The sequence below is a fragment of the Xanthomonas massiliensis genome (assembly GCF_900018785.1).
GTDB classification, from domain to species: domain Bacteria; phylum Pseudomonadota; class Gammaproteobacteria; order Xanthomonadales; family Xanthomonadaceae; genus Xanthomonas_B; species Xanthomonas_B massiliensis.
In genome coordinates this window covers 971,112-994,803 of sequence record NZ_FCOY01000006.1, presented here as the reverse complement: position 1 = coordinate 994,803, position 23,692 = coordinate 971,112, and the positions used below count along the sequence as shown (strand labels likewise).

17 protein-coding genes are annotated in these 23,692 nt (G+C 70.3%); 5 read left to right on the top strand and 12 right to left on the bottom strand.

The features are described 5' to 3' along the window. Positions 1-38: 38 nt before the first annotated feature. From BN3794_RS07460 to prfB, 4 genes are all read right to left on the bottom strand, one after another. Complete coding sequence (locus tag BN3794_RS07460) at positions 39-2,207, bottom strand: ATP-binding protein (RefSeq protein ID WP_066097145.1); 2,169 nt, start codon at positions 2,205-2,207, stop codon at positions 39-41. Continuing rightward, entirely contained in the window at positions 2,204-3,349 is a 1,146-nt protein-coding gene (gene rpfG, locus BN3794_RS07455; protein WP_078059640.1) for a cyclic di-GMP phosphodiesterase response regulator RpfG, read from the bottom strand. The genes BN3794_RS07460 and rpfG overlap by 4 nt, the downstream gene beginning before the upstream one ends. A 118-nt stretch (positions 3,350-3,467) precedes the next feature. Beyond that, complete coding sequence (gene lysS / locus BN3794_RS07450; protein WP_066095515.1) at positions 3,468-4,985, bottom strand: lysine--tRNA ligase; 1,518 nt, start codon at positions 4,983-4,985, stop codon at positions 3,468-3,470. Positions 4,986-5,044: 59 nt separating this feature from the next. Further along, a protein-coding gene (prfB, locus tag BN3794_RS07445; protein WP_147675690.1) for a peptide chain release factor 2 occupies positions 5,045-6,170 on the bottom strand; the annotation gives its coding sequence in 2 pieces (ribosomal slippage) (positions 5,045-6,094 and positions 6,096-6,170; 1,125 coding nt in all). A gap of 174 nt (positions 6,171-6,344) precedes the next feature. On the opposite strand from prfB, the gene BN3794_RS07440 reads away from it, so the two are divergent. From BN3794_RS07440 to BN3794_RS07425, 4 genes are all read left to right on the top strand, one after another. Next, positions 6,345-7,268, top strand: a complete 924-nt coding sequence (locus tag BN3794_RS07440; RefSeq protein ID WP_066095509.1) for an aldo/keto reductase — start codon at positions 6,345-6,347, stop codon at positions 7,266-7,268. Then, entirely contained in the window at positions 7,255-8,568 is a 1,314-nt protein-coding gene (locus tag BN3794_RS07435; protein WP_236493198.1) for an NTP/NDP exchange transporter, read from the top strand. The genes BN3794_RS07440 and BN3794_RS07435 overlap by 14 nt, the downstream gene beginning before the upstream one ends. Positions 8,569-8,653: 85 nt before the next feature. Beyond that, positions 8,654-9,334 (top strand): heavy metal response regulator transcription factor, encoded by a 681-nt coding sequence (locus BN3794_RS07430; RefSeq protein ID WP_066095506.1) that lies wholly within the window; start codon positions 8,654-8,656, stop codon positions 9,332-9,334. Then, positions 9,331-10,728 (top strand): heavy metal sensor histidine kinase, encoded by a 1,398-nt coding sequence (locus BN3794_RS07425; protein ID WP_078059639.1) that lies wholly within the window; start codon positions 9,331-9,333, stop codon positions 10,726-10,728. Before BN3794_RS07430 ends, BN3794_RS07425 begins: the two co-directional genes overlap by 4 nt. Positions 10,729-10,778: 50 nt before the next feature. Here the strand turns inward: BN3794_RS07425 and BN3794_RS17055 are convergent, their stop codons facing one another. From BN3794_RS17055 to BN3794_RS07405, 4 genes are all read right to left on the bottom strand, one after another. Further along, positions 10,779-11,333: a c-type cytochrome gene (locus tag BN3794_RS17055; protein ID WP_425476710.1), complete on the bottom strand. Its 555-nt coding sequence runs from the start codon at positions 11,331-11,333 to the stop codon at positions 10,779-10,781. 416 nt (positions 11,334-11,749) lie between these two features. Continuing rightward, positions 11,750-13,996 (bottom strand): GMC family oxidoreductase, encoded by a 2,247-nt coding sequence (locus BN3794_RS16985; RefSeq protein ID WP_328585343.1) that lies wholly within the window; start codon positions 13,994-13,996, stop codon positions 11,750-11,752. Beyond that, positions 13,993-14,751 carry a gluconate 2-dehydrogenase subunit 3 family protein gene (locus tag BN3794_RS07410; protein ID WP_066095502.1) on the bottom strand — a complete coding sequence of 253 codons (759 nt, stop codon included), beginning with the start codon at positions 14,749-14,751 and terminating at the stop codon, positions 13,993-13,995. Before BN3794_RS07410 ends, BN3794_RS16985 begins: the two co-directional genes overlap by 4 nt. Positions 14,752-15,037: 286 nt before the next feature. After that, on the bottom strand, positions 15,038-15,904 hold the full coding sequence (locus BN3794_RS07405) for a LytTR family DNA-binding domain-containing protein (RefSeq protein WP_066095499.1): 867 nt from the start codon (positions 15,902-15,904) through the stop codon (positions 15,038-15,040). Positions 15,905-16,059: 155 nt separating this feature from the next. Between BN3794_RS07405 and BN3794_RS07400 the strand changes: the two genes are divergently transcribed. Then, entirely contained in the window at positions 16,060-17,283 is a 1,224-nt protein-coding gene (locus BN3794_RS07400) for an acyltransferase (protein ID WP_066095496.1), read from the top strand. A 5-nt stretch (positions 17,284-17,288) separates the two neighbouring features. Here BN3794_RS07400 and recJ read toward each other — a convergent pair whose 3' ends face one another. The 4 genes from recJ to carB are packed head-to-tail and all read right to left on the bottom strand — an operon-like array spanning position 17,289 to position 23,691. Beyond that, positions 17,289-19,055, bottom strand: a complete 1,767-nt coding sequence (recJ, locus tag BN3794_RS07395) for a single-stranded-DNA-specific exonuclease RecJ (RefSeq protein ID WP_066095493.1) — start codon at positions 19,053-19,055, stop codon at positions 17,289-17,291. Then, positions 19,052-19,972, bottom strand: a complete 921-nt coding sequence (locus BN3794_RS07390; RefSeq protein WP_066095490.1) for a phosphoglycerate mutase — start codon at positions 19,970-19,972, stop codon at positions 19,052-19,054. Before BN3794_RS07390 ends, recJ begins: the two co-directional genes overlap by 4 nt. Before the next feature lie 3 nt (positions 19,973-19,975). Then, positions 19,976-20,452, bottom strand: a complete 477-nt coding sequence (gene greA, locus BN3794_RS07385) for a transcription elongation factor GreA (RefSeq protein WP_066095487.1) — start codon at positions 20,450-20,452, stop codon at positions 19,976-19,978. Further along, the gene (gene carB / locus BN3794_RS07380) at positions 20,449-23,691 is read right to left on the bottom strand and encodes a carbamoyl-phosphate synthase large subunit (protein WP_066095485.1); all 3,243 of its coding nucleotides are present in this window, start codon (positions 23,689-23,691) and stop codon (positions 20,449-20,451) included. Before carB ends, greA begins: the two co-directional genes overlap by 4 nt. Between the last annotated feature and the right edge of the window lies 1 nt (position 23,692).

Below are 23,692 nucleotides of genomic sequence, written 5' to 3'. Positions count from 1 at the left end.
CATGGGCGGCAGCCGCTGCCCACGGCTGCCGCCGGCATTCACGGAACACTGCTGCCCTGCGAATCGCTTTGCCCACGACGCCGCGCGAGCGCCCGTTGCCCTTCTTCCTGTGCCGAACCGAGGTCCTTGAGCCGGCGAGTCCATTCCGAGCGCAACTGCCAGTCCTGCAACCGCATCAGTTCCCCGGCATGCCGTGCCAGTCGCGGCATGCCGAGGTTGCCGGCAATGCCCTTGAGCGCGTGGGCCTGTTCGCGCATCGTCTCCCACGCCTGCTGCTGGCCGGCCACTTCGAGCGCGGCCATGCAGCGCGCCGCATCGCCCAGGCACTGGCCGATGAATTCGCGTTCGAATTCCGCACCCAGACCCAGCTCGGCCAACTCGTCGAGCACGCTCGGATCCAGCGCCATGTCGGTGCCACCGCCCGTCTCCGCCGGTGGGGGTGCCGCCACCAGCCCACGGGCACTGGACTGCGTGGCGGCGACTTCGGCCAGCGTGTCCAGCAACCGCGACGCCACTACCGGCTTGGGCAGGAACGCACGGGCACCGGCCTGCTCGCAACGGCGGATCGACTCGGGCGTCACGTCCGCGCTGAGCACGATCACCGGAACCTGCGGGGCCCCCGAAACCTGCAGCATCTTCAATTGGCGCAGCATGTCGAGGCCGCTCATGCCCGGCATGTGCAAGTCGATGATGGCCGCGTCGTAATCGCCTTCGACCAGCGCATCGAGTACCGGCTCGCCTCCCGGCATGCTGCCTACGCGGTGGCCGGCCTTCTGCAACAGGCGTTCCAAGACCATGCGGTTGGCCTCGTTGTCGTCGGCGACCAGGATGTGCATGCTGCGCACGCGTGCACGATGGCGCAGGAATGGGTCCGAGAAGGCGATGACGTTCGCCCCGTGCTTGTCCGCCTCGGCCTGGCGTGCCGCCAGCATCGATACCGGCGTTCCCGGCTCGAACGGCAACTCGACCCAGAAACGACTGCCCTGCGGCACATTGGCCTCCAGCCCGATGTTGCCACCGAGCGCCTCCACCAACCCCTTCGCGATGGTGGTGCCCAGGCCGCTGCCCTGATAGCGCCGCGACAACCCGGCATCGCCCTGTTCGAAGGCATCGAAGATCCTGTCCCGCATCGCCGCCGGGATACCGATACCGGTGTCGGCGATCTCCACCCGCAACCAGATGGCGCTGCCTTCCTTCGAATGCAGCGTGCGCACCTGCACCGTTACACCGCCGCGGTCGGTGAACTTGATGCCGTTGCCGGCCAGGTTCAACAGGATCTGGCGCAGGTGATCCGCATCCCCGAACAGACGATCGGGCACGTCCGCGTCCACGTTCGCCACGTAGGCCAGGCCATGGGCACGCGCCTGCGGCTCCAGGATCAAGCCCACCGCGTCGAGCACTTCGCGCAGCGAGAAGTCCTGGCGATTCAGTCGTGCCTTGCCGGCCTCGATGGCGGATATGTCCAGCACCTCCTCCACCAGCGCCAGCAGGCTGCGCGTGGATGCCTGGATGGTATTCAGGCACTCGCGCTGTTCATCGTCCAGGCGCGTGGTGGCCAGGACCTCGGCCATGCCGGACAGGCCATTGAGCGGCGTGCGGAACTCGTGGCTCATGTTGGCCAGGAAGCGGCTCTTGGCTTCGCTGGCACGGCGGGCCTCCTCCGTGGCCCGGGTCAGCGCGAGCAGCAAGCGCGACAGGTACAACGGGATCGCCGCCAGGCCGGCCAACAGGCCAAGGCCGAGCGAGAGGTTCTCGTGCCAATAGGTATTGGTGGCCAGCGTGAAACCGAAGCTGGCCAGCGACAGGCCCACCGCCAGCATGAGGTAGCGGTTGCCATAGCGCAGTCCGTTGCCGATGGTGACCCACATCACAACGACGTAGATCCAGGCCATGGGCTTGCCTACCGCGCTCATGGCCATGGCCATCAGGCCGTAGTCGGCCAACATGCCCACCACGCGCCGGAAGTCCGAGCGCTGCGGCCGCCACAGCAGCCAGCCCAGCAGCGCCAACGCCAGGCACAGGGAGATCACCGTCAAGGCAACGACGTAGTCGAAATTTCTTTGTGCGGCGCCCCAGTGGTCGCGGGACAGCAGTTCATAGGCCAGGATCGTGGTGACCATGGCAACACGGGTGAACGCCTGGCCATGTTCGCTGTCGGCGCGGCGCCGCAGTCGATCACGCAACCCGTACCAGACGCCGGGATTCATGATGCCGCCGGCCGGCTGCTGGCGATGGAGCACTGCTGGCATATCTCCAGCAGGCGATCCTTGGCCTTGAGCAAGGCCTCCACGCAATGCGGGTCGAACAGGCGGCCGCGCTGGGCGTACAGGTAGGCCAGCGCGGCGTCCACCGTCCAGGCCGGCTTGTACGGGCGCGGCGAGAGCAGCGCGTCGAACACGTCCGCCACGGCCACGATGCGGGCTTCCAGCGGGATGGCTTCCCCGACCAGGCCGTCCGGATAGCCGCTGCCGTCGTAGCGCTCGTGGTGGCGCAGCGCGATCAGCGCCCCGATCTGGATGAAGCGGTTGCGGCTGCCGCTGAGCAGTTCGTAGCCGATGCGCGGATGCCGGCGCATGACCATGCGTTCCTCGTCGGTGAGCGGCCCGGCCTTGAGCAGGATCGCGTCGGGAATGGCGATCTTGCCCATGTCGTGCAGCGGCGCGGCCATCTCGATCAGCCGCGCCTCGTCCTCCGACAACCCCAACTGCTCGGCGATCAACCCGGCCACGCGCGACATCCGCTCCAGGAACGCGCTGGTGCCGATGTCGCGGTACTCGATGGCCCGCGCCAGGCGCGAGAGCGTCTCGCGCTCGCGCTCCTCCAGTTCGTTCATGCTGGCCAGCAGCCGCTGCTCCAGCGACAGGGCACGCTGCTTGGCGTTCTCGCTGTGCTGGCGCAGCTGCAGCAGGTTGTGGCAGCGCGCCCGCAGCTCGCGCGGGCGGATCGGCTTGACCAGGAAATCGATCACGCCCGCCTCGAGCGCGGCCTGGCGCACCGGTTCGTCCCCGACCACGGTGATCAGGATGATCGGAATGTCGCGGTGGCGCGGCAGGCGCCGGAAGCGCCGCGCGAATTCCAGCCCGTCCATGCCGGGCATGCGGTAGTCCAGCAGCACCAGGTCCACCGGCGCCTGCTCGCTCCAGGCCAGCGCCTGCAGCGGATCGCCGAAGTCGTGGACATGCAGCTCCGGGGTGATGTTCTCGATGACGCGCCGCAGCATGGTGCGTGCGGAGGTCTGGTCATCGACGATGACGATGTTCAGGCCGCCGCTGCCTTCCGGCTGCACGCCGGCATCGTCGTCGGGGGAGGAACTGACCGGCAAAGTATGGATGGCATGCTGGATATGCATCGACCCCTCCGTAGCCTGCGACCGCCCGGCCGCGGCAGCCGAACCGTCAGGCGTTACAGAATACGCACAAAACGGCCGGGACAGGACGATCCCGTCCCCACCGTTTTCGCGACGTGGTTCAGCTTTCCGGACGCATGTACGGAAACAGCAGTACGTCGCGGATGGAGCTGCTGCCGGTCAGCAGCATCACCAGCCGGTCGATGCCGATGCCCAGGCCGCCGGTCGGCGGCATGCCGTACTCCAGCGCACGGATGTAGTCGGCGTCGTAGTGCATCGCCTCGTCGTCGCCGCCTTCCAGCGCGGCCACCTGCGCCTTGAAGCGCGCGGACTGGTCTTCCGGGTCGTTGAGCTCGGAGAAGCCGTTGGCGATCTCCTTGCCGTTGATGAACAGCTCGAAGCGGTCGGTATAGCCCGGATCGGTGTCGCTGGCACGCGCCAGCGGCGAGACCTCCACCGGGTGCGAGGTGATGAAGGTCGGCTGCACCAGCTTGTCCTCCACCGTGGCCTCGAAGATCTCCTGCAGCAGCTTGCCCCAGCCCCAGGCGGGCTTGGTCTTGATCTTCAGCCGCTCGCAGTGGCGCGCCAGCGCGTCGCGGTCGGTGGTCTCGGCGGCGGCGATCTCCTGGTTGTAGTGGCAGACCGCCTCGTCCATGCGCCAGCGGCGGAACGCCGGGCCGACGTCGATGTCGGTGCCGTCCCAGGGGAACACGGTGGTGCCCAGCACCTGGGAGGCGACGTCGCGGATCACCGCCTCGGTCAGGTCCATGATCCCGGTATAGGTGGCGTAGGCCTGGTACAGCTCGAGCATGGTGAACTCGGGGTTGTGCCGGGTGGACACGCCCTCGTTGCGGAAGTTGCGGTTGATCTCGTAGACGCGCTCGAAGCCGCCCACCACCAGCCGCTTGAGGTACAGCTCCGGGGCGATGCGCAGGTACAGGTCGATGTCCAGCGCGTTGTGGTGGGTGACGAAGGGCTTGGCGGTGGCGCCGCCGGGGATGACCTGCATCATCGGCGTCTCCACTTCCAGGAAGTGGCGCGCATCCAGCCAGGCGCGGATGGCGCGGATGATCTTGGAGCGCTTGACGAACACCTCGCGCGATTCGGGATTGACGATCAGGTCGACATAGCGCTGGCGGTAGCGCTGCTCGACGTCGCTCAGGCCGTGCCACTTGTCCGGCAGCGGCCGCAGCGACTTGGTCAGCAGGCGCAGCGAGGCGGCCTTGACCGACAGTTCGCCGGTCTTGGTGCGGGTCAGCCCGCCCTCCACGCCGACGATGTCGCCCACGTCCCAGCCCTTGAAGGCGTCGTAGGCCGGGCCGAGCACGTTGGCCTGCAGGAACACCTGGATGCGCCCGGACTCGTCCTGGATCTGGGCGAAGCTGGCCTTGCCCATCACCCGCTTGGCCATCAGCCGGCCGGCGAGCTTCACCTGCCGCGGCAAGGCTTCCAGCGTGTCGTGCGTCCACTGTCCGGCGTCGGCGTACTCGTCCTGCAGCTCGCCGGCGAACTCGACGCGGCGGAAGTCGTTGGGATAGGCGATGCCCTGCCCGCGCAGCGCCTTGAGCTTGGCGCGGCGCTCGGCGATCAGGCTGTTCTCGTCGACGGCGGGCTGGGAGGTGGGGGTCTGGTCGGTCATGGCGGCTCGGTGGTTCGATGGGACGGAAAAGGAGCGGCGCGCGGTGCCGCTCGCCGGACTCAGGCGTCGACGCGTTTGGCGCCGGCCTCCAGGCCCGCCTTCAGGCTGGCCTCGACGAACTCGTCCAGGTCGCCGTCCAGCACCTTCTGGGTGTCGCTGCGCTCGATGCCGGTGCGCAGGTCCTTGATGCGGCTCTGGTCGAGCACGTAGTTGCGGATCTGGCTGCCCCAGCCGATGTCGGACTTGGTCGCCTCCACCGCGTCGCGCTCGGCGTTGCGCTTCTGCACTTCCAGCTCGTACAGCTTGGCCTTCAGCATCTTCATCGCGCGGTCGCGGTTGGCATGCTGGCTGCGCTCGGTCTGGCAGGCCACCACCACGCCGGTGGGCATGTGGTGGATGCGCACCGCCGACTCGGTCTTGTTGACGTGCTGGCCGCCGGCACCGGAGGAGCGGTACACGTCGGTCTTCAGGTCGGCCGGGTTGATCTCGATGTCGATGTCATCGTCCACTTCCGGCGAGACGAACACCGAGGTGAAGCTGGTATGGCGGCGGTTGTCCGAGTCGAACGGGCTCTTGCGCACCAGCCGGTGCACGCCGATCTCGGTCTTGAGCCAGCCGTAGGCGAAGTCGCCTTCCACGCGGAAGGTGGCCGACTTGATGCCCGCCACTTCGCCGGCGGACACTTCCATCATCTCGGTCTTCCAGCCGCGCGATTCGCACCAGCGCAGGTACATGCGCAGCAGCATCTCGGCCCAGTCCTGCGCCTCGGTGCCGCCGGCACCGGCCTGGATGTCCACGAACGCATTGGAGCTGTCCATCTTGCCGGAGAACATGCGGTGGAACTCCAGGCGCTCCACGTCGTGCTGGTAGCGGTCCACGTCGGCCACCACGGCCTGCGCGGTCTCCTCATCCTGCTCGCTCTCGGCCAGGTCCAGCAGCTCGTTGGCCTCGGCCAGGCCTTCCTGGACATCGGAGATGCCGCCGACGAACTTCTCCAGGGTGGCGCGCTCGCGGCCCAGCGCCTGGGCGCGCTCCGGGTCGTTCCAGATGTCCGGGATTTCCAGCTCCCGGGTGACTTCCTCTAGACGCTCCTTCTTGGCGTCGTAGTCAAAGATACCCCCTCAGCGAGACCATCCGATCGTTCAGATCGGTGATTCGCTGGCGGATCGGATTCAGTTCGATCATCGCGTCGGATTCGGCTAACCAAAGAACGCCAATTCTACCAGTTGCGCCCGCATCCGGCCGCCCGCAGCGACCCGGGCGCCGCCACGAACCTGACACGATTGTCAGCCGGCCGTCAGCCGTCCACCACGCCGCCCCCCTAGGATCGTAGCCTTGCCCAATACGGAGAACCGAGCCATGACCACGAGCCGTCGCCAGTTCCTGGGGGGTGCCCTGTCGGTGGCCGCGCTGGCCGGCCTGCCCGTGGCGCCGCCGCTCCGCGCCCAGCCGGCCGCGGGCGCATTGATCACCCGGCCGATCCCGGCCAGCGGCGAGCAGCTGCCGGTCATCGGCGCGGGCACCTCGGGCAGCTTCGAGGCCACGCCCGGCACCGAGAAATGGAACCAGCTAAGGCAGGTGCTCGAGGTCTTCTTCGATGCCGGCGCACGCCTGATCGATACCTCGCCCAACTACAGCGGCGCCGATAACGCGCTGGGCGCGCTGCTGGCCGAGGGCGGCTGGCGCGAGCGCTGCTTCCTGGCCACCAAGATCGCCGCCGACAGCCGCCCGGCCGCCGAGGCGCAGTGGCAGGAATCGCTGCGGCGCCTGCGTACCGACCGGGTCGAGCTGCTGCAGGTGCACAACCTGCGCGACTGGCAGCACCAGTTGCCCTATGCCCGCGAACTGAAGGCCCAGGGCAAGACCCGCTATGTCGGCGTGACCCACTACACCGCGGCGGGACTGGCCGAGATGGAACGGATCATGCGCGCGCACAAGCCGGACTTCATCCAGATCAACTACTCGCCCAACGCCACCGAGGCGGCCAGGACGGTGCTGCCGCTGGCCCGCGACAGCGGTATCGCGGTGATCATCAACCGCGCCTACGACGACGGCCGCCTGTTCGCGCGGGTGGAAGGCCGGCCGCTGCCCGCCTGGGCAGGCGAGGTGGGCGCCGCCTCGTGGGCGCAGATCTTCCTCAAGTTCGCCCTGAGCGGGCCCGGGGTGACCGCGGTGATCCCGGCCACCAGCCGCCCGGATCGCCAGCGCGACCAGCTGGCCGCCGGCCATGGGCGCCTGCTGACGGCGGCGCAGCAGCAGGACGTGATCCGTGCCCTCGCCTGACCTTCCCGCCCGCACCTGGCCGGCGCGCCTGCTCGGCGTGCGCGACGGCGAGCTGGCCCCTACGCTGGCCGCGCTGGCGATGTTCTTCCTGCTGTTCGCCGGCTATTTCATGCTGCGCCCGGTGCGCGAGACCATGGGCGTGGCCGGCGGCGTGCGCAACCTGCAATGGCTGTTCACCGGCACCTTCGTCGCCACCCTGGCGGCCCTGCCGCTGTTCGGCTGGCTGGCGTCCCGGGTGCGCCGCCGCCGCATCCTGCCGTGGACCTACGCCTTCTTCGTGCTCAACCTGCTGGCCTTCGCCGTATCCATGGCGGTGGACCCGGGCAATGTCGTCATCGCCCGCACGTTCTACATCTGGCTGTCGGTGTTCAACCTGCTGACGATCTCGCTGGCCTGGAGCGTGCTGGCCGACATCTTCCCCGCCGACCAGGCCAAGCGCCTGTTCGCGCTGATGGCCAGCGGCTCCAGCCTGGGCGGCCTGACCGGCCCGATCCTGGGCACGCTACTGGTCGAGCCGCTGGGCCACGCCGGGCTGCTGGTGCTGTCGGCGGTCCTGCTGGCCGGCAGCGCCGGCGCCGCCGCCTGGCTGCAGGGCTGGCGCGACCGCCATCCCCTCGCCGGGGGCGAGGCCCACCTGCGCTCGCGCCCGCTCGGCGGCAACCCGTTCGCCGGGGCGACCGCGGTGCTGCACTCGCCCTACCTGCTCGGCATCGCCAGCTTCGTCCTGCTGCTGGCCACGGCCAGCACCTTCCTCTATTTCGAGCAGGCCCGGCTGGTGGCCTCCACGTTCCCCGACCAGACCCGCCAGACCCAGGTGTTCGGCATCATCGACATCGTCGTCCAGGCCCTGGCCCTGCTGACCCAGTTCTTCTTCACCGGCCGCCTCGCCCAGCGCCTGGGCGTGGGCGTGCTGCTCGTGGCGGTACCGCTGGTGGTCGCCGCGGGCTTCCTGTGGCTGGCCCTGGCGCCGGTGTTCGCGGTGCTGGCCGTGGTGATGGTGGTGCGCCGCGCCGGCGAGTACGCACTGGTCCGGCCGGGGCGGGAGATGCTCTATACCGTGGTCGGCGCGGAGCAGAAGTACAAGGCCAAGAACTTCGTCGATACCGTCGTCTACCGCGGCGGCGATGCGATCAGCGGCTGGGCCAAGCACCTGATCGACCTGCTCGGCAGCCATGCCGGCGCGGCGATGCTGATCGGTGCCGGACTGGCGCTGGCCTGGGCCGGCAACGGGCTGCTGCTCGGCCGTGCCCAGCGCCGGCGCGAGGACGCGATGCAGGCGGGATCCTCGAACGCGCCGTGACGCGGCCGCCCTGCCCGCCGGCGGCACCGCGACGCCCGGCCGGCGTGCCTGTCGCGCCGGCCGGGCCGTCGTACCATCGGGACGCATGAGGATCCTGATCGTCGAGGACGAGGAGAAGACCGCCCGCTACCTGGCCCGCGGCCTGCGCGAGCAGGGTTTCGCCATCGACGTGGCCCACCGCGGCGAGGAAGGCCTGGAGCTGGCCCTGGCCGGCGACCATGACGCGGTGGTGCTGGACATCATGCTGCCCGGGCTGGATGGCCTGCAGGTCCTGCGCGAGCTGCGCGCCCGGCGCGATACGCCGGTGATCATGCTGACCGCGCGCGACCGCATCGAGGATCGCGTCGATGGCCTGGGCGCGGGTGCGGACGACTACCTGGTCAAGCCGTTCTCCTTCCTGGAACTGCTCGCGAGGCTGCAGGCCATCACCCGGCGCGGGCGCGGCCACGAGGCCACGCGGTTCCAGATCGGCGACCTGCACGTGGACCTGATCGCGCGCCGCGCCAGCCGCGGCCGGCGCCGACTCAACCTCAGTGCGCGCGAGTTCGCCCTGCTGGCCCTGCTCGCCCGCCACCGTGGCCAGGTCCTGTCCAAGACCGCGATCACCGAGGCGGTGTGGGACATCCACTTCGACACCGGCACCAATGTCGTGGAGGTGGCCGTCGCCCGGCTGCGCGCCAAGCTGGAGGAGCCCGGCCGGCCGGACCTGCTGCACACCGTGCGCGGCATGGGCTACCTGCTGGAGCTGCGCGAGGAGGCGCCGTGATCGGCCGCTCGCTGGCCACCCGGCTCGGCGGCATGTTCGGGCTGGCCGTGGTCGGCGTGCTCAGCATCGCCGCGGTCGCCCTGTTCGTGTTCATGGCCCACGAGCTGCAGCGCCACAAGCGCGAGGAGCTGCATGCCCGGTTCGTCATCGTCGAGCGCCTGGCCCGCCATGCCGATACCCCCGCCGCGTGGCAGCACCTTGCCGGCAAGGTGGCCGATTTCAGCCCCGACGACGGCAGCCTCTACTTCCTCGCCGACAGCGCCGATCCGCGCTTCGCCTTCGGCGGCGCCACGCTGCACCGCATGGCGCTGCGTGATACCGGCGACCAGGCCGGCCGCGACGGCGAGGTCTATCGCCAGGGGCGCCTGGACGGACAACGCTACCTGGTGCTCGAGCACTTGCTGCCGGCCAGCGGGGCCCGGCCGCCGACCCGGCTGATGATCGCCAGCGCGATGCACGACCTGGACAGGACCGTGGTCGCGGTCGCGGTGGCCATCGGCCTGATCCTGCTGCTGTCGACGCTGGCGGTGTTCGCGCTGGGCTGGCGCATCGCCCGGCTTGGCCTGGCACCGGCGGATCGCCTGTCCGCGCATGCCCGCCAGCTGGGCGGCAGCGACCTGGGCCGGCGCCTGCCCGAGCAGGACCTGCCCGCGGAACTGGAAGGCCTGGTGGTGTCGTTCAACGGCGCGCTGGAGCGGCTCGAGCACACCTGCCTGCAGCTGTCCGCGTTCAACGCCGATGTCGCCCACGAGCTGCGCACGCCGCTGGCCAACCTGATCGGCGAGACCCAGGTGGCGCTGTCGCGGTCACGGACGGCGCGTGCCCTGGAGGACGTGCTGCAATCCAACCTCGAGGAGCTCGAGCGCCTGCGCCGCATCGTCAACGCGATGCTGTTCCTGGCGCGGGCCGACCGCGGCGAGACGGCGCGCGACCGGCAGGAGGTCTCGCTGCGTGCCGAGACGCTTCGCGCGGTCGAGTTCATGGACGTGCTGCTGGAGGACGCCGGCATCGCCGTGGTCGTGGACGGCGATGCCGGCTTGCCCGTGGAGGATTCGCTGTACGCCATGGCGATCACCAACCTGCTGGACAACGCCCTGCGCCACGGCGACGGCGGCCCGGTGCACATCCGCATCGACGCCGGCGCCGCGACGGTGAACGTCACCGTGGCCAATCCGGCCGCCGCACTCGCGCCGGAGCAGCTGGACCATCTCTTCGACCGCTTCTACCGGCCCGATCCCGCGCGCACCGGCAGCCGCCAGGGCCACGGCCTGGGGCTGGCCATCGTCCGGGCGATCGTGCAGCTGCATGGCGGGCGGGTGGACGCGCACTGGCGCGACGGAATGCTGAGCATCGCGATGGCGCTGCCGCGCCCGGTTCCGGCCGCGGCACGCTGAGCCCGTCGCCGCGCCCCGCCGCAGCGGGACGCGACGCGCAGGCCGATGCGTCACTGCGCGGCGGCGTCTTCCGCCCGGGACGTGCCTTCCTGGTTGCGCTGGGTCTGCGGCTGGTTCTGGCGCGGGTCGTAGAGCGAATACGGGTTTTCCGGTGTCTTCAGCGCCGCCCGCACCGATTTCACCTTGGCCGGATCCACCGCCGCGGCCTGGTTGCCCCAGCTCCTGCGCACGAAGGTCAGCACCGCCGCCACGTCGGCATCGCTCAGGCGCTCGCCGAAGGCCGGCATCGCGAACTGCGCCGGCGCGGCCCGGGTGGTGGGCATGATGCCGCCGCTGATCACCAGGTTGATCAGGCCGGTCGGGTCGGCGCTGTTGACCGCCGCGTTGCCCGCCAGCGCCGGATACACGCCCTGCCAGCCCTGGCCCTTGCTGCGGTGGCAGGTGTTGCAGGTGTCCAGGTACACCCGTGCGCCGAGGTCGTCGCCGGGCGTGGCGGCCAGCAGGGTCGCGGCGGCCTTGCCGTCGTCCTGCGCCGCCGTCTCCTGGCGGTGGGGCGCGAGCGTCTTGAGGTAGGCCGCGATCGCCTTGAGGTCCTCCGCGTCCATGTAGCCGGTGCTGTGCTGGACCACGTCGGCCATGCCGCCGAAAGCGGCGCTGTCGTCGGTGCGGCCGGTCTGGAGGAAGGTCGCGATCTTCTCCGGGCTCCACTGCCCCAGCCCGCTCACCGGCTCGCCGCGCAGGCTCGGCGCGATCCAGTTGTCGGCCGACCCGCCGCTCAGGTACAGCGAGCCGTCGGCATCGCTCAATGCCTTCTCCTGCAGGGTGAGCGCGCGCGGCGTATGGCAGGAGCCGCAATGCCCCAGGCCCCCGACCAGGTAGGCGCCCCGCGCCACCGCCGGATCGGCCGGTGCGGCCGCCGCCAGCGCCTTCTCCGGCGTGGGCGCGAACAGGGTGCGCCACCAGGCCAGCGGCCAGCGCAGCGACAGCGGCCAGGGGATGTCGGTGGGCTTGTCCTTCTGGCTCACCGGCCGCACGCCCTGCATGAAATAGGCGTACAGCGCGGCCACGTCCTCGTCGGTGACGCGGGCATAGGACGGGAACGGCATGGCCGGGTACAGCGGCGTGCCGTCGTGGCCGATGCCGCGGCGCACCGCCCGCTCGAACTGGCCGTAGCTCCAGCCGCCGATGCCGCTGTCGCGGTCCGGGGTGATGTTGCTGGAATAGATCTTGCCGATCGGCGAGGCGATCGGCAGGCCGCCGGCGAACGGCGCGCCGCCCGGCGCGGTGTGGCAGGCCACGCAATCGCCGGCGCGGGCCAGGTAGGCGCCCCTGGCGACGAGCGCCGGGGTGACGGCGACGGGCGGGCCGGCCTTGGGATCGCCCCCGCCGCGCAACGCATAGCTGCCCAGCCAGGCCGCCAGGCCCAGTACCACGAGGATGGCCAGCACGATCCACGGCCAGCGGCGGCGCTTGTTCGATGTCGAGGTCGTGTTCGTGCGTGCACCATCGCCCCCGGGTTCTTGAGGTACTGCTCGCGGATCGCCTTGGCGGACCAGTAGGCCAGCGCGCCGACCAGGCCGGTCGGGTTGTAGCCGATGTTCTGCGGGAAGGCCGAGGCCCCCATGACGAACACGTTGGGCACGTCCCAGCTCTGCAGGTAGCGGTTGAGCACGCTGGTGGACGGATCGGTGCCGACGATCGCACCGCCGGTGGTGTGCGTGGTCTGGTACACGCGCACGTCGTAGTGGTCGCCCGGCTTCTTGACGCTGACGGTGTACTGCCGGGGGTTCATCGCCTTGGCGATCTGCTCGGCCTTGTCGGTGACGAACCGCGACATCTTGTATTCGTTGTCGTGCCAGTCGAAGGTCATGCGCAGCAGCGGCAGGCCGAAGGCATCCTTGTAGGTCGGGTCCAGGTCCAGGTAGCGGTCGCGGTAGGCCATCACCGAGCCGTGAATGCCGATGCTGGCCGCGTGCAGGTAGTTGTCCTTGGCCGCCTTCTTCCAGCCCGCGCCCCAGCCGGGCGTGCCCGGGGGCAGCATCAGCTGCTGCAGCGGCCGCCCGCCGGTCTGCCCGCCGTAGATGTAGGCGCCGCCGACGAAGCCATGCGCGGCGTGGTCGAAGTGGTCGGAGTTGAAGTCGTCCACGATCTGGAAGCCGCCCGCGCCGGCGCCGATGAACGGGTTGATCGCGGTGTCCTTGTCGTAGAACAGCTGGATGCTGCTCATCATCTGGTAGGCGTAGTTCTTGCCGACCGTGCCCTTGCCGCTGACCGGATCGTAGGGGGTGCCGATGCCGGACAGCAGCAGCAGGCGCACGTTGTGCATCTGGTAGGCCGACAGCACCACGATGTCGGCCGGCTGGAACACCTCCCGGCCCTGGCCGTCCAGGTAGACCACGCCGGTGGCGCGCTTGCCGGTGGAATCGAGCACGACCCGGGTGACGTGGCTGCCGGTGCGCAGCTCGAAGTTGGGCCGTTGCATCAGCACCGGCAGGATGGTGGTCTGCGGCGAGGCCTTGGAATACATGAAGCAGCCGAAGCGCTCGCAGTAGCCGCAGTAGTTGCAGGGCCCCAGGCGCACGCCCAGCGGATTGGTGTACGGCTGCGAGGCGTTGGAGGACGGCTGCGGGAACGGATGGAAGCCCAGCCCCTTGGCCGCCTCGGCGAACAGCGTGGCCGAGTAGATGTCGGCCATCGGCGGGTTGGGATACTCGCGCGAACGCGCGCCCTCGAACGGATTGCCGCCCTCGACGATCTTCCCGCCCAGGTTGCCGGCCTTGCCCGAGGTACCGCAGATGTATTCGAAGCGGTCGAAGAACGGCTCCAGCTCCTCGTAGTCGATGCCGTAGTCCTGGATGGTCATGTCCTGGGGCATGAAGCCGCGGCCGTAGCGCTGCTCGACGTGGCTGCGCAGGTTCATGTCCTCCGGCGAGGGCCGGTAGGTCTGCCCGTTCCAGTGCGCGCCGGCGCCACCGACGTTGTTGCCGAGCAGGAACGAGCCGTACTGCCGGTATGGGACCGCCGTGTCGCCGACGGCGTGGCGCACGGTCACCGTCTCCTTGGCCAGCGGCTGGAACAGGCGGCCGCGGATGCCGTAGGCCAGTTCGTCGATGATGCGGTTGTAGGCGAAGTCGGGCGAGGTGTCGCGGTATTCGCCGCGCTCCAGCGCCAGCACCTTCAGGCCGGCGTCGGTGAGCTGCTCGCCCATGATCGCGCCAGTCCAGCCGAAGCCGACCAGCACCGCATCGACGGGTTTCATGGTGATCATGCGCGCTCTCCCCGCAGCGAGACCGGGCCCAGCGGATAGGTCGTGTTGGGCTTTTCCGACCAGTCGATGAAGTCGGCCCGCGCGCCGGGGAAGCCGATCATCTTCCAGCTGCCCATGTGCTTGTTGCCGCCGTACATCGGGTCGGACAGGTAGCCCTCCTTGGTGTTGGTCAGCAACAGCGCGAAGAAGCTGGCCGCCGGCACGGTGTCCAGCTCGATGCCGCCGTGTTCGAGCTTGCCGAGGATGTCGTCGCGGCTGGCCTCGTCCAGGTCGGCGAAGGCCTTGCCGTGCTGCTTGCTGCACCAGCGCTCCACCGCGGCGATGCCGTTGCGGTACAGCTCGCGCGGGGTGAAACGCAGCTGGTAGCCCAGCGTCGGCGGGGTGTCCGGCAGGAACGGGCCCTGCATGTACCACAGCCCGCCGTGGCCGTAGTCCGATTCCATCTCCCGGTCCAGGAATTCGGGTACGCCGGCCTCCAGCGCGCCCGGGCCGTCCTCGTTGGCGGGGATCAGCCGGTCGACCGCGGCGGCCAGGAAGCTCCACTCGGCCGGGGTGAAATAGCGCGGCTCGTACTTGGCGTCCTCCGAACGGGCGGCCATGCGTCCGTCGGGCAAGGTGCCGACGGCACCGCCGGCGGCGGCGGGCCGGTCGCTGCAACCGCCCAGGGCGGTGCCCAGCACGCCGACCGCCGGCGCGACGGTCAAGGCCTGGATGAAATGACGGCGGGAGGTGGACGGGGATTTCGGGGTGGTCATCGCTGGCTCTCGGCTGGCGTGGGGTGGCGGACCCGGTGATATGGCCCGGCCTGGCGAGGACGCCCCTGCCGGGCGCATCGCGCGTGTATTCAAATGCCCACCGGCGTCGTGTCCACGTGAACGGGCCAGCGATCCGGCGCCCGGACGAACGCTTGTCAATGCGGCCAATTGCCGCACGGGGCGGATGCGAAGACCGCCGCCAAGACAGATTAAAAGCCGCGATATACGGCCATTACGCGGCCATCGGCGCCCAACGTCGCCAAATCAGCGAATCATTTGCCGGACTTCAGGCCGAGGAGCGCAGCGCCCCGCGATGGTTGCGGCTGCACGGCAGGGTCTGGCCGTCGCGCAGGTGGATCCGGGCGTCGCCGCTCTCGAGCGGCTCGATGGACTCGACCCGCTCCAGGTTGACCAGGTAGCTGCGATGGATGCGCGCGAACCGCTCCGGATCCAGCTGGGCCTGCAGCGTGGCCATGGTGCTGCGCAGCGGGTAGTCGTGCCCGCGCACGCGCAGGTTGACGTAGTTGCCCGCCGCCTGGGCCCACTCGATCTCCTCGGCGGCGATCAGGAACTCGCGCCCCGGCTTGCGGACCAGGAAGCGGGACGGCCGCTCCACCGGCTCCACCGGCGGCCCGTCGTCCGGGCGCCCGAGCACCATCGCCTCGCCCTGCATGCGCCGCAACAGCAGCCGGTAGAACTCGATCACCAGCACCATCAAGGCATAGGTGCGCACGTCCTTGAGGTATTCGTAGCCCCATTCGACCGGCCAGTACCCGAAGTCGTAGTGCCCGCCCTGCCAGCGGTACGCCAGCGTGCGCATGCCGACCATGGCCAGCACGTGCACGCCGGAGACCACCACACTGGCCAGCAGGTGCCAGGGCCACTGGCGGGTCCAGGTGTCCCAGTGGAAGGGAAAGCGGCGGCTGAACCAGGCCACCGGCCAGACCAGGGCCAGCCAAGCCAGGGCACTGCTCCATTCCCAGACCGCCGGTTCCCAATCGGCCAGGTTCAACCCGTCCCGGTGGGCGTCCATGACCATGGTGATGCTGTTGAAGCTGGCCCCGACGACGGCATTGGCCACGCAGACGCCGATCTCGAAGGGGCGCCGCCAGGGCAGGAAGCGTTCGTAGGCGGTGCGGGTGTCACGGGTCATCGCGCGATTCTACGGGCAGTCGCGGCGGCGGCCCCACGGCTCGTCCCTGCCAGCCCGCGTTTCGTCACGGATCCCGTGCAATCAAGCACTTGCCGGTGGCGTGCCCGGCGGCGCGCGGCCCACGCTGGCCGCACTTGCCAAACCGGGATCCGGCCATGCCACGCCGCCACGACATCGACGCCCTGCGGGTGATCGCCTTCGCCCTGCTCATCCTCTACCACTGCGCCATGGTCTACGTGGCCGGCTGGGACTTCCACATCAAGAGCCCGCTGCAGGCCGACTGGCTGCAATGGCCGATGATCGTGCTCAACCGCTGGCGCATGCCGCTGCTGTTCATGATCTCAGGCGTCGCCCTGGGCCTGGCCCGGGTGGAAGGCCGGCGCCTGCGCTTCGCCGCGCTGCGCAGCTGGCGCCTGCTGCTGCCACTGGCATTCGGCATGTTCGTCGTGGTGGCGCCACAGGCCTTCATCGAGGCCCGCGGCAACGGCCACTGGACGGCCGGCTGGTGGCCGTTCCTGTGGCGCTACTGGCAGGCCCGCCCGTGGCCGGAAGGCAGTTTCACCGGATCGCAGCTGGGCGTCACCTGGAACCACCTGTGGTACCTGGCCTACCTGTGGCCGTACACGTTGCTACTGCTGGTGCTGATGCCGGCGCTGCGCCGGGCCGGGGCCTGGCTGGCGGCGCCGGCGCGGGGGCGCCTGGTCGGCGCGGCGCTGCTGCTCGCCCCGGCGCTGTGGCTGGCGGCGGTGCGGCTGTGGGTGGCACCACGCTATCCGGAAACGCATGCGCTGCTCGGCGACTGGACGGTCCATGCCGAATCGCTGCCGCTGTTCCTGCTCGGCTACCTGCTCGCGTCCAGCACCCGCTTCTGGCAATGGACCGAGCGCCTGCGCCACTGGACGCTCGCCGCGGCCGTGCTGGCGATCTCGGTCGAACTGTCGCTGTACTGGCTCGGGCTGCACCCGCCGGCCGGGCCGCTGCCGCCATGGACCCGGCACGTGCCGTGGGACACGGTCGAGCGCATCGCCAGGGGCATGTACACCTGGGCCGCCCTGCTGGCCATCTTCGGCTGGGGCCGCGCCCTGCTGGACCGGCCGTTCCGCTGGCTGCCGTACAGCAGCGAGGCGGTGTTCTCCTGGTACATCCTGCACCAGACCCTGATCATCGTGCTGGCGTACTGGCTGATCCCGCTGCACCTGGGGCCGCTCGCCGAGCCGGCACTGGTGGTGGGGGGCACCGTGGCCGGTTGCCTGCTGCTGCACGAAGCGGTGATCCGGCGCGTGCCGGTGCTGCGGCCGCTGTTCGGGCTGAAGGGCCTGCCGCGCCGCGCGGCATCGATCCCGGCCCCTGCCCGTGCCCCTGCCCCGGTACAGCCGTGACCGCCTCAGCCGGCCGGCGCGCAATGCTCCACGATCAGCTGGATCGCCTCGCCGCCGCGGTAGTCGTCGGCCACCAGGCGATAGGCCAGGTGCAGGCGCGGCGCCGGCGCCTGGCCGGTCCAGCCGTTGAAGTGGATGGCGTTGAGCGGCTCGCCGCGCCCGGCGCAGTGCAGCACCAGCTTCAGGTGGCGCTCCTTGAGCACGCGCCACTGCACCACCTCGAACACGTCGTCGAACAGCGGCTCCGGGAAGCCCTGTCCCCAGGGCCCGGCCAGGCGCAGCAGCTCGGCGTGGACATGGTCCAGTTCCTGCGGCCGCAGGGCGCCGTCGCTGGCCAGTTCGGCCTGCAGCAGCGCGTCGTCGAGGCCGGCATCCACCACCTCGTGCAGGGCCTGGCGGAAGCTGGCCAGCGCGTCCCGCGGCAGGCTCAGGCCGGCGGCCATGGCATGGCCGCCGAACCTGGCGATCAGGCCGGGATGGCGTGCATCCACCGCCGCCAGCGCGTCGCGGATGTGGAATCCCGGCACCGAGCGCGCCGAGCCGCGCAGCTGGTCGCTGCCCGGTTCGGCCGGGGCGAACGCCACCACCGGCCGGTGCAGGCGGTCCTTCATCTTCGAGGCGACCAGGCCGACCACGCCCGGGTGCCACTCCGGATCGAAGAAGCAGGCCGCCTTCGGCAGCGTCCCGGCATCGTCCAGCAGCGCCCGCGCCACCGCCGCCTCGGCCTCGTCGGTCATGACCTGCTGCACCGCGCGGCGCTCGGCGTTGATCTGCTCGAGCAGCGCGGCGATCTCGCGGGCCTGGCGCGGCTCCTCGCACAGCAGCAGCTGGATGCCCAGGGCCATGTCCTCCAGCCGCCCGGCCGCGTTCAGCCGCGGCGCCAGCGCATAGCCGATGTCGGCCGCGGTCAACCGCGCCGGGTCGCGGCCGCTGGCCTCGATCAGTGCGCGCAGGCCGGCGCAGCCGCGTCCCTGGCGCAGGCGCTGCAGCCCGGCGGACACCAGGGCACGGTTGTTCGTGTCCAGCGGCACCAGGTCGGCGACGGTGCCGACCGCGACCAGGTCCAGCAGCGTGCCCAGGTCCGGGCGCGTTTGCCCGGACGGTCGGCCCGGGCGCGTCGCTTCCCGGTCTTCGCCCCCGGAGCGGTCGCCCGGGTACAGACGCGCGCGCAGCGCCAGCAGCACGTAGAAGATCACGCCGACGCCGGCCAGCGCCTTGCTCGGGAAGGGATCGCCCGGCAGGTTGGGATCGACGATGGCGTCGGCCGGCGGCAAGGTGGTGCCGGGCAGGTGGTGGTCGGTGACCAGCACCTGCCAGCCGTGCGCCTTGGCGGCGGTGACGCCGGCCACGCAGGCGATGCCCGCGTCCACGGTCACCAGCAGTTCCGGCGCCAGGCCCGCCAGCTCCTCCACCAGCGCCGGCGACAGGCCGTAGCCGTGGATCATGCGGTTGGGCACCGCCGGGATCACCTCGCCGGCGCCGAGCATGCGCAGGCCGCGCACCGCGACCGCGCAGGCGGTGGCGCCGTCGCAGTCGAAGTCGCCGACCACGACGATGCGACGCCCGTCGGCGATCGCCGCGGCGAGCAGGTCCACGGCCCGTTCGATGTTGCCCAGCCCGGGGGGCAGCAGCGATGCCAGGCGCGGGCGGGCCCGGGCGATGCCGCAGGCACCGCGGGCCTCGTACAGGCGGCGCAGCAGCGGCGGCACGTCCTCGGGCCAGGCGCCCGCCGGTCCCGCCGGGCGCCGCACGATCCGCACGGGGTCGCTCATGCGTCCAGCGCGGCCAGCGGGCGACGCCAGAACCGCCAGCGCTGGCGAGGCTGCAGGTCGAACCAGGCCCCGTCCTCGAAGTCCAGTTCCAGGCGCTGGAGTTCGCCGCGCGCCATGGCCGCCAGCAACGGTGCGATCGCCTCCGCGTCCAGCTGCGCCAGCGAACGCAGGTGGCGCAGGTCCATCAGGGCGTCCACGCCGCCATCGCCGTCGGTCTCCACGCCGGCCGCGCGCGCCAGCGCACGCAGCAGCGGGTCGCGGCTGCGCACCTGGGCATGGCCGCTGCGGACCGCGTCCGGCAGGCTGCCCGCCCCCCAGAACCACAGCGTATTGATCGCCGGCAACCCGCGCGCGGCGCGGTCGCGATTCCACGGATGCTGGTGCAGCAGCACCTGGACCTCGGTCAGCAGCGCGCGCCAGCGCCTGCCGTCATCGCCCTGCGGCAGGTGATCGAACAGGTCGTCGCCGAGCACCTGCTCGGGCGCGGCGAACGTGGGCAGCGGCTGGCCGGGCGCCACCTGCAGGTACCAGCGCGACGGAACCGGCGCATCCAGCAGCAGCCCGGCATCGCCGAACAGCGGCTTCAGCGCCGGCAGCAGCGCGTCGGCATCGGCCTGCTCCAGCTGCACGGCCTCGCCCAGCGCCAGCAGGCGCGCGCCCTGCATGTCCGGCGCGACATGGCCGGGGTCGGCGCGCAGCCAGGCCGATCCGGCGGCATCGCCGGCATCGAGCTGGCGGGTCAGCGCCGCCACCGGCCAGCCGGCCGGGACCAGGTCGAAATGGCGCTGCACCTGTTCGCGCTCGCCGGCCGCGCGCATGCCGCGCTCGGCCCGCCCCAGCGCCGCGGCCACCGCGGCGGAAAGCGGCCCGCCGCCGAGGCGGTGGCGGGCCGGCAACAGCAGCGTGGCCGTGGCCATCGGTCAGGCGAGGTACTCGACGCTGACCACCTCGTACTCGCGGTGGCCGCCGGGCGCCTCGATGGCGATGGTGTCGCCCTCCATCTTGCCGATCAGCGCACGTGCCACCGGCGAGGACACCGCGATCAGGCCCTGCTTGATGTCCGCTTCCAGGTCGCCGACGATCTGGTACTTGCGTTCCTCGTCGGTTTCCACGTCGGCCAGGGTCACGGTCGCGCCGAAGACGATCTTGTGGCCGGCATTGAGCTTGGCCACGTCGATGATCTCGGCGTGCGAGAGCTCGCCTTCGAGCTGCTTGATGCGGCCCTCGATGAAGCCCTGTTCCTCGCGCGCGGCGTGGTATTCGGCGTTTTCCTTCAGGTCGCCGTGCTCGCGCGCCTCGGCGATGGCGGCGATGATGCGCGGACGCTCGACGGACTTCAGGCGGTCCAGTTCCTCGCGCAGGCGCTGGGCGCCCTTGGCGGTCATGGGAGCTCTCATGCTTGCAACTCCTTGTGCAGTTCCTGCAGCGACCACACCGGGCCGCTGCCGCGGAATTCGAGTGAATGTACCAGCGCGCGGGCGCCGGCGATCGTCGTGGAATAGGTGATGCGCGACTGCAGCGCCTCGCGGCGGATCGAGAACGAGTCGGTGATCGCCGCACGGCCCTCGGTGGTGTTGACGATATAGACGATCTCGCCGTTCTTGATCAGGTCGACGATGTGCGGGCGGCCCTCGGTCACCTTGTTGACCACCTCGCACGCCAGGCCGTGCTGCTGCAGCCAGGCCGCGGTACCGCGGGTGGCCACCAGCGTATAGCCCTTGGCCACCATCGCCTCGGCCACCGGCAGCAGCCGCGGCTTGTCCGGGTCGCGCACCGACAGGAACACCTTGCCCACCGGCGGCGCCTTGATGCCGGCCGCCTCCTGCGCGCGCGCGAAGGCGGCGTTGAAGCTGCGGCCCACGCCCATCACCTCGCCGGTGGAGCGCATCTCCGGCCCCAGGATCGGATCCACGCCCTGGAACTTGGCGAACGGGAAGATCGCCTCCTTCACCGAGTAGTAGTCCGGCACCACTTCCTTCGTGGCGCCCTGCTCGGCCAGGGTCTTGCCGGCCATGCAGCGCGCGGCGATCTTGGCCAGCGCCACGCCGGTGGCCTTTGACACGAACGGCACCGTGCGCGAGGCACGCGGGTTCACTTCCAGCAGGTAGACCACGCCGTGGCCCTCGTCCTCGTGCTGGATCGCGAACTGGGTGTTCATCAGCCCGACCACCTTCAGCGCCTTGGCCAGCTCCACCACCTGGCGGCGCAGCTCGGCCTGGGTGGCCGGCGAGAGCGAGTACGGCGGCAGCGAGCAGGACGAGTCGCCCGAATGCACGCCGGCCTCCTCGATGTGCTCCATCACCCCGCCGATCAGCACGTTGCCGTCCTTGTCGGCGATGACGTCCACGTCGCACTCGACCGCGTTGTCGAGGAAGCGGTCCAGCAGCACCGGCGAGTCGTTGGACACCTTGACCGCGTCGCGCACGTAGCGGGCCAGGTCGGACTCGCCGTAGACGATCTCCATCGCGCGGCCGCCGAGCACGTAGCTCGGCCGTACCACCAGCGGGTAGCCGATCTCGCGCGCCAGCGCCAGCGCCTGCTCGGCGGTGCGCGCGGTGCGGTTGGGCGGCTGCTTCAGGCCCAGCTGCTCGACCAGGTGCTGGAAGCGCTCGCGGTCCTCGGCCAGGTCGATCGAATCCGGCGAGGTGCCGATCACCGGCACGCCGTTGGCCTCCAGCGCGCGCGCCAGCTTGAGCGGGGTCTGGCCGCCGTACTGCACGATCACGCCCTTGGGCTTCTCCAGCTCGACGATCTCCAGCACGTCCTCGAGCGTGAGCGGCTCGAAATACAACCGGTCGGAAGTGTCGTAGTCGGTGGACACGGTCTCCGGGTTGCAGTTGACCATGATGGTTTCGTAGCCGTCCTCGCGCAGGGCGAGCGCGGCGTGCACGCAGCAGTAGTCGAACTCGATGCCCTGGCCGATGCGGTTGGGGCCGCCGCCGAGGATCATGATCTTGTCGCGGTCGGTCGGCGCGGCCTCGCACTCCTGCTCGTAGGTCGAGTACAGGTAGGCGGTGCCGGTGGCGAACTCGGCCGCGCACGAGTCCACGCGCTTGTACACCGGGCGCACCTTGTGGGCGCGGCGCAGGGCGCGCACCGCGGCCTCGTTGGTGCCGGTGAGCTGGGCCAGGCGGGCATCGGAGAAGCCGGCGCGCTTGAGCGTGCGCAGGCGCGCGCCGTCGAGCGCATCGATGCCGTCGGCGGCCGTCTCGCGCTCCAGCGCGATGATCTCCTCGATCTGGTCCAGGAACCACGGGTCGATGTGCGAGAGCGCGTGCACCTGTTCCACGCTCATGCCGGCGCGGAACGCGTCGGCCACGTAGAACAGCCGCTCCGCGCCCGGGGTCTTGACCTCGTGGCGCAGCGTGGCCAGGTCCTCCTCGCTGCCCAGGTCCAGCCCGGTCGGGTCGAAGCCGACCTTGCCGGTCTCCAGCCCGCGCAGCGCCTTCTGCACCGACTCCTGGAAGGTGCGGCCCATTGCCATCACCTCGCCCACCGACTTCATCTGCGTGGTCAGGCGGGCGTCGGCCTGCGGGAACTTCTCGAAGGCGAAGCGCGGGATCTTGGTGACCACGTAGTCGATCGCCGGCTCGAACGAGGCCGGGGTCTTGCCGCCGGTGATCTCGTTGCGCAGCTCGTCCAGGGTGTAGCCCACCGCCAGCTTGGCGGCGACCTTGGCGATCGGGAAGCCGGTGGCCTTGGAGGCCAGCGCCGAGGAGCGCGACACCCGCGGGTTCATCTCGATCACCACCACGCGGCCGTTGGCCGGGTTGATGCCGAACTGCACGTTGGAGCCGCCGGTGTCCACGCCGATCTTGCGCAGCACCGCGATCGAGGCATCGCGCAGGCGCTGGTATTCCTTGTCGGTCAGGGTCTGCGCCGGGGCGACGGTGATGCTGTCGCCGGTGTGCACGCCCATCGGGTCCAGGTTCTCGATCGAGCAGACGATGATGCAGTTGTCCGCGGTGTCGCGGACCACCTCCATCTCGAACTCCTTCCAGCCCAGCACGGATTCTTCCACCAGCACTTCGTGCACCGGCGACAGCTCCAGGCCACGCTTGATGATCTCCTCGAACTCCTCGCGGTTGTAGGCGATGCCGCCGCCGGAGCCGCCGAGGGTGAAGCTCGGGCGGATGATGGTCGGGTAGCCGACCGTGGCCTGGATCGCCACCGCCTCGTCGAAGCTGCGCGCCACGTGCGCCTTCGGGCATTCCAGTCCGATCTCGCCCATCGCCACGCGGAACAGCTCGCGGTCCTCGGCCATGCGGATGGCCTCGCGCTTGGCGCCGATCAGCTCCACGCCGTACTTCTCCAGCACGCCGTGGTCGGCCAGGTCGAGCGCGCAGTTCAGCGCGGTCTGCCCGCCCATGGTCGGCAGCAGCGCGTCGGGCCGCTCCTTGGCGATGATCTTCTCCACCGTCTGCCAGTTGATCGGCTCGATGTACACGGCGTCGGCCGTGTCCGGGTCGGTCATGATCGTGGCCGGGTTGGAGTTGACCAGCACCACGCGGTAGCCCTCCTCGCGCAGCGCCTTGCACGCCTGCGCGCCGGAGTAGTCGAACTCGCAGGCCTGGCCGATGACGATCGGGCCGGCGCCGATGATCAGGACGGTCTTGATGTCGGTGCGCTTTGGCATT

Coding starts and splice junctions, on each gene's coding strand:
- BN3794_RS07460 (WP_066097145.1), bottom strand. CDS start 2,207: ATGAATCCCGGCGTCTGGTACGGGTTGCGTGATCGACTGCGGCGCCGC.
- BN3794_RS07405 (WP_066095499.1), bottom strand. CDS start 15,904: ATGACCCGTGACACCCGCACCGCCTACGAACGCTTCCTGCCCTGGCGG.
- BN3794_RS07400 (WP_066095496.1), top strand. CDS start 16,060: ATGCCACGCCGCCACGACATCGACGCCCTGCGGGTGATCGCCTTCGCC.
- BN3794_RS07410 (WP_066095502.1), bottom strand. CDS start 14,751: ATGACCACCCCGAAATCCCCGTCCACCTCCCGCCGTCATTTCATCCAG.
- BN3794_RS07430 (WP_066095506.1), top strand. CDS start 8,654: ATGAGGATCCTGATCGTCGAGGACGAGGAGAAGACCGCCCGCTACCTG.
- BN3794_RS07390 (WP_066095490.1), bottom strand. CDS start 19,972: ATGGCCACGGCCACGCTGCTGTTGCCGGCCCGCCACCGCCTCGGCGGC.
- rpfG (WP_078059640.1), bottom strand. CDS start 3,349: ATGCATATCCAGCATGCCATCCATACTTTGCCGGTCAGTTCCTCCCCC.
- recJ (WP_066095493.1), bottom strand. CDS start 19,055: ATGAGCGACCCCGTGCGGATCGTGCGGCGCCCGGCGGGACCGGCGGGC.
- BN3794_RS07440 (WP_066095509.1), top strand. CDS start 6,345: ATGACCACGAGCCGTCGCCAGTTCCTGGGGGGTGCCCTGTCGGTGGCC.
- carB (WP_066095485.1), bottom strand. CDS start 23,691: ATGCCAAAGCGCACCGACATCAAGACCGTCCTGATCATCGGCGCCGGC.
- BN3794_RS17055 (WP_425476710.1), bottom strand. CDS start 11,333: ATGGACGCGGAGGACCTCAAGGCGATCGCGGCCTACCTCAAGACGCTC.
- lysS (WP_066095515.1), bottom strand. CDS start 4,985: ATGACCGACCAGACCCCCACCTCCCAGCCCGCCGTCGACGAGAACAGC.
- greA (WP_066095487.1), bottom strand. CDS start 20,452: ATGAGAGCTCCCATGACCGCCAAGGGCGCCCAGCGCCTGCGCGAGGAA.
- BN3794_RS16985 (WP_328585343.1), bottom strand. CDS start 13,996: ATGATCACCATGAAACCCGTCGATGCGGTGCTGGTCGGCTTCGGCTGG.